This is a genomic window from Novipirellula rosea, from assembly GCF_039541335.1.
Classification (GTDB): Bacteria; Planctomycetota; Planctomycetia; order Pirellulales; family Pirellulaceae; genus Novipirellula; species Novipirellula rosea.
The window spans coordinates 1-7,335 of the sequence record NZ_BAABGA010000111.1 but is presented as its reverse complement, the minus strand read 5'-3'; the positions used below and the strand labels follow the sequence as shown (position 1 = coordinate 7,335).

At 54.1% G+C, this 7,335-nt stretch carries 10 protein-coding genes; 1 reads left to right on the top strand and 9 read right to left on the bottom strand.

What is annotated here, in order from left to right:
* Positions 1 to 157: 157 nt before the first annotated feature.
* On the bottom strand, positions 158 to 289 hold the full coding sequence (locus ABD971_RS31695) for a hypothetical protein (RefSeq protein WP_345327735.1): 132 nt from the start codon (positions 287 to 289) through the stop codon (positions 158 to 160).
* 199 nt (positions 290 to 488) lie between these two features.
* Between ABD971_RS31695 and ABD971_RS31690 the strand changes: the two genes are divergently transcribed.
* On the top strand, positions 489 to 632 hold the full coding sequence (locus tag ABD971_RS31690; RefSeq protein ID WP_345327734.1) for a hypothetical protein: 144 nt from the start codon (positions 489 to 491) through the stop codon (positions 630 to 632).
* A 410-nt stretch (positions 633 to 1,042) separates the two neighbouring features.
* On the opposite strand, the gene ABD971_RS31685 is transcribed toward ABD971_RS31690, so the two are convergent.
* The 8 genes from ABD971_RS31685 to ABD971_RS31650 form a co-directional block, all read right to left on the bottom strand.
* Positions 1,043 to 1,618: a hypothetical protein gene (locus ABD971_RS31685; protein WP_345327733.1), complete on the bottom strand. Its 576-nt coding sequence runs from the start codon at positions 1,616 to 1,618 to the stop codon at positions 1,043 to 1,045.
* A 97-nt stretch (positions 1,619 to 1,715) separates the two neighbouring features.
* Positions 1,716 to 2,186 carry a hypothetical protein gene (locus ABD971_RS31680; RefSeq protein ID WP_345327732.1) on the bottom strand — a complete coding sequence of 157 codons (471 nt, stop codon included), beginning with the start codon at positions 2,184 to 2,186 and terminating at the stop codon, positions 1,716 to 1,718.
* 193 nt (positions 2,187 to 2,379) lie between these two features.
* Entirely contained in the window at positions 2,380 to 2,742 is a 363-nt protein-coding gene (locus ABD971_RS31675) for a hypothetical protein (RefSeq protein ID WP_345327731.1), read from the bottom strand.
* A 147-nt stretch (positions 2,743 to 2,889) separates the two neighbouring features.
* Entirely contained in the window at positions 2,890 to 3,402 is a 513-nt protein-coding gene (locus ABD971_RS31670) for a hypothetical protein (RefSeq protein WP_345327730.1), read from the bottom strand.
* Positions 3,403 to 3,524: 122 nt separating this feature from the next.
* Complete coding sequence (locus ABD971_RS31665; protein WP_345327729.1) at positions 3,525 to 3,971, bottom strand: hypothetical protein; 447 nt, start codon at positions 3,969 to 3,971, stop codon at positions 3,525 to 3,527.
* 133 nt (positions 3,972 to 4,104) lie between these two features.
* Positions 4,105 to 4,689 (bottom strand): hypothetical protein, encoded by a 585-nt coding sequence (locus ABD971_RS31660; protein ID WP_345327728.1) that lies wholly within the window; start codon positions 4,687 to 4,689, stop codon positions 4,105 to 4,107.
* Between the two features lie 666 nt (positions 4,690 to 5,355).
* Entirely contained in the window at positions 5,356 to 5,877 is a 522-nt protein-coding gene (locus tag ABD971_RS31655; RefSeq protein ID WP_345327727.1) for a hypothetical protein, read from the bottom strand.
* A gap of 777 nt (positions 5,878 to 6,654) precedes the next feature.
* Positions 6,655 to 7,194 carry a hypothetical protein gene (locus tag ABD971_RS31650; protein WP_345327726.1) on the bottom strand — a complete coding sequence of 180 codons (540 nt, stop codon included), beginning with the start codon at positions 7,192 to 7,194 and terminating at the stop codon, positions 6,655 to 6,657.
* Positions 7,195 to 7,335 lie beyond the last annotated feature (141 nt).

The following is a 7,335-nucleotide window of genomic DNA, read 5'->3' as shown; positions in this document are numbered from 1 at the left end:
AAGTGAGAGATCAGATCAGGAAATGTGCGCGATGTCATGACCTGCTTTCTGTCGGGTAACGGCGGACATCACGGGGAACGGACGGAAGACTTTCCACTTCAAAAACCTCGCAAGCCGTTCTCCCGTGCATGTCATGGTTCGTCGCGTCCGGGGTTTGTTACATCACGTTGTAGGACAGATACATTTTGCCATCCGCCCAGTACACCCGCAACTGTTTTCCGTTCGAAGCAGGTTGGGTTGCGAAAGACAGTTCAGGTGCGGTAAAGCCAAGTTGTTCCGAGTCAAACATCAGAAGCGAGTTGTCGTACGGTCCCATTGGCACCGGGTAGTTGGAGACCCAGTCCCTAAATTCGGTTTCTGTCATCGCATACGTTGCGAAAAGCCGACCGAAGCTTGGTTCGTAGGTCAAACAACCCGTTTTTGGCACCCATTCATTTTGGCATCGATGCCAATCGACGAATACAGGTTGGTGAAAAAACGAATTGCCAATGAACGTAAAAACCATGCCCATTAATATCGAAAGTGCGATAAGCCAACCGGCGTTAACTCGACGCCAAAAACGAATGCCACCAACAACCGCGACTGCGGCAAGGAAAGCGATCGAAGTGATGCAAAAGAACGTCTTGAGGTAGATATCACCGAGATTCATTCTGTCGACGAACGGGAGCGATATGCGGGCGGCGGGAGTTGACGAACCACTTGATCCAAACGCCCCACCGCCGCTCCGTCATCATCGCATGGTTATTGGAGGATAGTTGGGGAACCGCCGAATGATTCTCCAGTTCGGCGAACGTTAAAGTGCCATTGTAGTTGAACGAAGGGAGTCAGAGCAACGATCGACCGAGCAAGCAATGCGACCGAGCACGTGTTCGACCGAGCAACCGTGTGCGACCGAGCAAGGATTCGAGCATCCACATCGACCGCGCACCAATCGACCGAGCAACGACCGCGCCACATCCAATAACGGGAGCGATGTGCGGGCGGCGAAGGGTGACGGAGCACTTTGGGAAAACGATGCCGCCGCTCCGTTACCATCGCATGGTTACGACTTGTTTGCCGGCGGGCGTTTGACGTCGCCATTGCGCCACACGCCCGAGTCCAATCGTAGCAGACCGTGTGGCTTGCGTCGAGAAATCGCTCGCGCATCATCATCAGGGACGGTGCAGCCCAGTGCCTCAAATCCGCGCAGTTTTGGAAGTTCCGCCAGGCGATGGAACGAGGACAGCGATAATCCGCAACCGTTGCAATTGAGCATCTGCATTTCGGGCAATTGCGCAATGCGATTCGCAGCATCATCTGTTAACGGGAGATCGTATAAACCAAGGGACGTAAGGGATTCCGGGAGATCTGCAGCTGCGATCGCATTTGCGGTGATCGCCGTGCCACCAATGTCGAGTGAAGTTAGCCGACGAAAACAGCAAATCGAAGCCAGTCCCGAATCAGTAACCGGGCAACCCGCGGCCATCAAGAATTCGAGGTCGGCCCAGCTTGAGATTCCGAACAAGTGCGCATCAGTCAATTGCGCGTCGAGTGCCCAAATCTGAAAAGGGCCATTCACCTGTGCGTTACTGCCCGCCAATTCAGCGTCAAGACGAGCAACGCGTTCGTCATCGGTCATGTGGCGAATTCTTCGTTGTCGTAACGTCAGACATCACGGGGGACGGAGAGTTGAGCGTCCATTCTAGCAAACGCCGCAAGCCGTCCTCCCGTGCATGTCATGGTTCCCCCTCGCTTTGTGATCGAAGGTAGTTGTATAGGTTGATGCCCTCATTAGGAAAGAAGGCCGTTTCGTCATCCGTAAGCATGTTCTTTCGATCGTAGTCGCCAGTCCGAACGCAGGGAATACCGTCGAAATCAAAGCCGATCGGGTTCTGTCCGAAATCGTAGAATCGAATGACATGCGTTCGTCCGTTGTGCAACCGAAAAGAGATCATACCGATTGGAGGCGTCGTTCTCTCGGCGTCGCATTGTTTGGCCGGAGACAGTGCCCGCAAGATCGCAGTGATCGCATCGCGAGTTAGCATGAATTCAGCGACATCAGTGTGCCCCAGAAAGTCACCGTTCAGTATAGCCGTCGCGGAGCTGGTGCTATCAACGGTGGGAATGTCGATCTGCCGTAGCGGCTGGCTACACCCAATGATCGCCACAAAGACGATACAGCAAAGCGGTGTGCATCGACGAATCACAGCCAATGACTTGGTTGGGGGAACGTCGGTCGTCACCGGGGACGCGCCGACGACCTTCCATCAAGTAAACCGCCGCCGCGTCCTCCGGTGCACGACATGGTTCGCCGGCTGCGGTTGAGTACATTGTCCATTGGCGAAAAGATGACCCAATCTTATCGCATCGAGACCGACTCCACAACAAATGCCGGTGCAGTCAACATCCGTGATGGAGTCGAACGCGGCGTTTTAACACCGGTCTGATCAAGGCGTGATGTACGCGTTTGAATATCGGTTGCCGCGCGTATGCATCGCGATAGATTTGGTCTTCGGATCGAGCATCGCCGAGTTGAGTCGTTGGCACGAAGAAGTCGTTCTCCACAATCTCGTGCATCCGGTCCTCAAGTGCCGGGAATGCGCTATCGGGAATCAGCAAGAAGACCTGGTCAACGATCTCGTCGGATGCATCGTGATCGACGAGTTCCCGAAACAGTGCGTCCACAAACTCGGCGTGCGTGCAACTTCCACGTCGATAGTCGGTCGCAATACGCTTCATCGTCGCGATCAGGTCATCGGCCATGGCACCAACGTGGAGTTTGAAATTGAACTACGGTAAGATCAATTCTTCGTTCGGCGAACGGTTGCGATAACCGGGTGGCCGCGGTTGATCTTCCATTCGTAAACGCGCTCTCGGCCACTCCGCGTTCATCGCTTGGTTCTGCCTCCCTCACATGGTCGGCTCGGCTTCGTCATCCAACTCTGCATAGAGGATGCTGTCATCAGGACTGATCCAGCCGATGCCAAGCGTATCTAGTCTCGATTCTAAACCATCAGTAGCGAGAGTTGCGACATCGATGTTCGTTCCGTCATTGAGGTAAAGTCGGTAGTCGGTAATTGGAGGTCGAAACACGCTGACGATTCGCTTGATCTCTGCCCATTGAATGACCCGGTCCAACTCTCCTTTTCCGCTTCGGAGCATTAACCCATCGTCATCCGGATACCCATGCAGTGCGTCCTCGTAGTACAGCCCGACCCCAATTGCCTGCGCGAGTGGGCCAAAAAGAAATGCGACCATCGCGCCGGCAAGCATGACGGGCGCGAGTAGAAGTGTTATCGGAAGGAGATAGACACGACCGGCAGAGATTGACATTGGAAGTCCGAACGCGAGCATTCCCAGTGCCGCAAGTCCGCCGAAGACGGTGGCTAATCCGATGCGAACGTAACGAGTAATGACGTGCATGATTCGTTAATGGCAGAACGACCGCCGTCACCGGGCACGGCAGGTTGAGTTTCAATTCGTAAACGCCCGGTGCCGTGCTCCGGTGCACGGCCTGGTTCTGCGATACTTGGCGATTGAGGACGCTAACGAGCAAGCGGACTTGGATCCTGATTTGCGCGTTGCCGCGCGAACACGATTGCCGTAGCCGCGATCGTAAAGAGTGCTCCAACGGTCACTGTCGCCCATACTGTGTTGTGAGGAACAGCAATGTCCTCGGGAAGTGTAGAGTAATAGGATGCCATGCTCAGGTAGCCGTGGAGAACACCAATCGCGCCGATTAATGCGGGCAGGAAAACAATCCACCGAGGTCTTAGAATTCGGGTATCAGGTGAATTCCACAAGTCTTTCATGAACGCGGAAACAATTGCAAATAGTCCGGTCCCAAAGAGCATCGTTCCGTAAAGCATTCCTAAGCTGTCGACTGTGTCACCGATGAACGATGATGGTAGTCGACTTGCCAGCATCTGCAACAGTAAGAAACTGGCGAATCCACCGAACGCGGACAGGATCAACAATCGTGAAAGTCTCATTAGATTTCCTCTAAAAAAAGGGAACTGGATTGTGGTGTCTATAATTCGCAGAACGGTAGCGATATGCGGGCGGCGGCGAGAGACTCAACCATCGCGAGAACGGCGACCACCGCCGCTCCGTATCATCGCATGGTTACGCCTCTTTGTTTGCTTTGCGTGCGAACTGGCCGATGGTCAGCTGGTAGTTTAGCACATTGCCATCGTCGAGCCGTATCGTATGCAGCACGTTCTGTGATTCTGTGCGAGTGACGAACGACAATTGATTGAACGCGACACGTTGATCGAACACATTCAAATCGGCTTTGGCTCTGAGATCCGTACATTGGACCGACAGTCCGTCGCCCTCCGTGACGATGACTCGAAAGTCGCCATATGCTCCGTGTGTTTCCCATTCACCGAGAAATGGTCGAGGATTCTCTGGGTCTTGGTACGGATTCCCCATCCAGATTACCGGAAAGCCATCGAACGTTTGCTTCATTGGCTTCGGGCAAGATGTCAAGTGTTCGTCGTCCACGGTTAAGTGCAAAACGTACGCACCACCGTGATAGATGCCAACGTAAATATCGGTCACAGGGAACGCTGAAGACGCGGCAAGCCGCGCCGCGGCCATGGTTGGAACCCAGAACATCTCGTGGGTGTAGGCGTTCCATTTCGACAGACACGATTGCCGGACATCGTCAGGCAAAGCAAGCCATTCGTCATAGTTCTCAATCGTCATCAAGGACTGATCCTATGGCGTAACGGCGGCGATGTGCGGGCGGCGGCAGCGAATTTCCCATTTGCGAGCGGCGACCACCGCCGCTCCGTCACCATCGCATGGTTCTGCGTATTCTAAGCTTTGCTGTCGTTTGACACAATGAAATTTGAGCGTGCTGACCAAGACGGAAAGTATACGAACATTTCACGCAGCAACACAGCAACACAGCAACGCCCAGAATCAAAGCTCCGGCGACCAAGTCAATCAATGCACGTACCGGCTCGGTTTTCGGAATTGGATCATCGAACGATAGTCCGCCGTCAGTTACGTATGCCGTTGCATTTTGAGCAGCGAAGTGAGTTGATGAACGTGTGTGCCAGATCGGCCATCCGCGATCGGCGTGAACGGATATGGCCATTTCCTTCATCTCGTAGGGCGGTGGATGTGGAGCCGCCCCAAGCATTGGAGCGTAGTAGGGCTCAGTAACCGTTTGCGTTTCGCGTGTATTGAGCCAAGCGAGTACCGCCGCAAGGGAAACGACAGCGAAAATTGATACGAGAGGGAATCGCATGTGCACTCCATCGCAGAACGACCGCCGTAACCGGGCGGCCGCCAAAGAATCTGATTTCAAACACGACGTTGTCGGCCGCTCCGGTTGACGGCATGGTTATGCCGTGTTTGCGGCACTTATTTGGATTTGCGGAAATCACGAACAACCATTTTGTAGGGTCGCTCCTCGTTTCCGAAGCCTCCAATATCTTTGTCACTGAATATAGGTGCGAGCTGTTCGAGATGGCGATGTGGTACGATCCCGGCCTTCTCTCCACGAATGCAGAGCTCTGCGAGCGCAGTCATCGACTCGCGGTAGTCGGCACAATCCTCGATCGCGAGTGCGCCTAAGCCGAGTCGGAACAGTTCGTCGTTGTCATTCGCTACCACCGGGACGTTTCCGCGAGCCACTAAACTTGCATACATGTCGTCGTTCGCCCCGCTATGAAGTGTAACCGCAGCGCGAGCGGCATAATTCCGAATACTGTCTTTCAGTTTTCTGTCACTCGCAGCAGCCTGCCGCACTTGTGAACGCGTATCGGGAGCCGCACTTATGAACAAAGGAATCAGCTCAGAAAGAAGAGCGTCAAGTTCGGCGTGAGAGTCATCGTTGGAGTGTGCCGAAGGCAAGTTTCTGAGTGCTTGAATCAATGATTGCATGCGCGAGTCACCAGTTTCTCGAAGTGTTCCCGGTTGCGGACCTGCGCTGCCGTTACATCCGGCAACAAGTAGCATCAGAGTGAATGCAGCAGCAATTCTCATTTGAGGCATAACGGCACGCGTCACCCGGTACGCGCGAAAGACTTACCACTTCGAAACCGGTCGACTCGCGTACTCGGGTGCACGCGATGGTTCGCTGGCTCATCCGACGGTTTTCTCCAGGCCAGAAAGTATCTCAGGACCCAGGTCAGGCATAGCGTAGCACATTAGCGAGCAAATCAGGATCGTCGAAAACATTAGTCCAAATGGAAGGTATTCGGGCGATACGATCCACGATCTCGACAATGCGAGCACGAGTCCAAACACAAACCCGAATCCCGTGCCCGATGCAACGCCGAAAACAGCCGAGATTCGTCGTACAGTGGTCGGATCATTCACCACTTCATTGCCGTTGGTTTCGCCTGTGTTCGAGTTGGTGAATGGAAGCCTAGCGAAGAATACCCCCCCGTAGCCCCAACAAATCCATGCAAGCGTGCACAGCGACGCAAGCTCCCATTGCCGAAAAACCACACATGCAATCGACGCAAGCAGTGCAGCACCCGCCCAGATGAAAAGCGACCCGATCCAGATTGCAATCGCGATCCCAATGATGATCGTCAGAATGTTTCGAAGCATCAGTTATGAACGCTTTTGTCCAGCGAACGTCGGACATCACGCGGGACGGGCGAAGGACGTGCAAGCAGACGGAAAACCGCGACGCCCGTCCTCGCGTGCATGTCATTGTTCCCCGCTTCTCTCCGACGAAAGTTGCAGCATGGCATTTGGTTTGGCGTTTCGCAGTCGCTCAATTGCGTCGTCACTAAACGGGGCGCTACCAGATATGATAACGTACGGCTGATCGATCGACGACAGTGAGTCCACCGAGGCATCCGTCAAATCCGGGCAGTCGATCGACAAGCACGAGATGGAAAGCGTGCAAAGTGATCGCATTCCGTCGTCAGAAATCGACGAATCCATCAACGTGATGTAGAAGAGACGCGATTCTCCAGGACCAAGTAGCGTGAATCCATTCGGCAATTGTCGCAATGTAGGCAGAATTGCAGCAAGTGTTTCATCGGTAGCAGCCGGGCCGTGCAAATCGAGCATGTAGTTCCCGTCAACCAAATCGAGACCAAGTGTTCCGCCGTTAGCCGCGACCAGTACTTGGGCCGTCTCGAATTGAGTCTTGCGAAAGTGATAGATCAGATTTGGCGTTGCGATAATCGCCAGAATCGCAAGGGCGACAAGTGACAGTACGATTTTCGCGCGACGAGTCATGCGTCACTTCAGTCGGGGAACGACCCGCATCAGCGGGCGGCGGGAGTGGGGTATCCATTTGAAAAATGTATCCACCGCCGCTCCGGGCGAGTAGAACGGTGTCTCTCGGATGTTAGGATACGCTTTGTGTTCGCGGTTTGC

Excerpts from the sequence above, each read along its gene's own strand:
- ABD971_RS31670 (WP_345327730.1), bottom strand. The coding sequence starts at position 3,402 with ATGCACGTCATTACTCGTTACGTTCGCATCGGATTAGCCACCGTCTTC.
- ABD971_RS31665 (WP_345327729.1), bottom strand. The coding sequence starts at position 3,971 with ATGAGACTTTCACGATTGTTGATCCTGTCCGCGTTCGGTGGATTCGCC.
- ABD971_RS31685 (WP_345327733.1), bottom strand. The coding sequence starts at position 1,618 with ATGACCGATGACGAACGCGTTGCTCGTCTTGACGCTGAATTGGCGGGC.
- ABD971_RS31660 (WP_345327728.1), bottom strand. The coding sequence starts at position 4,689 with ATGACGATTGAGAACTATGACGAATGGCTTGCTTTGCCTGACGATGTC.
- ABD971_RS31655 (WP_345327727.1), bottom strand. The coding sequence starts at position 5,877 with ATGCAATCATTGATTCAAGCACTCAGAAACTTGCCTTCGGCACACTCC.
- ABD971_RS31650 (WP_345327726.1), bottom strand. The coding sequence starts at position 7,194 with ATGACTCGTCGCGCGAAAATCGTACTGTCACTTGTCGCCCTTGCGATT.
- ABD971_RS31675 (WP_345327731.1), bottom strand. The coding sequence starts at position 2,742 with ATGGCCGATGACCTGATCGCGACGATGAAGCGTATTGCGACCGACTAT.
- ABD971_RS31695 (WP_345327735.1), bottom strand. The coding sequence starts at position 289 with ATGTTTGACTCGGAACAACTTGGCTTTACCGCACCTGAACTGTCTTTC.
- ABD971_RS31690 (WP_345327734.1), top strand. The coding sequence starts at position 489 with ATGAACGTAAAAACCATGCCCATTAATATCGAAAGTGCGATAAGCCAA.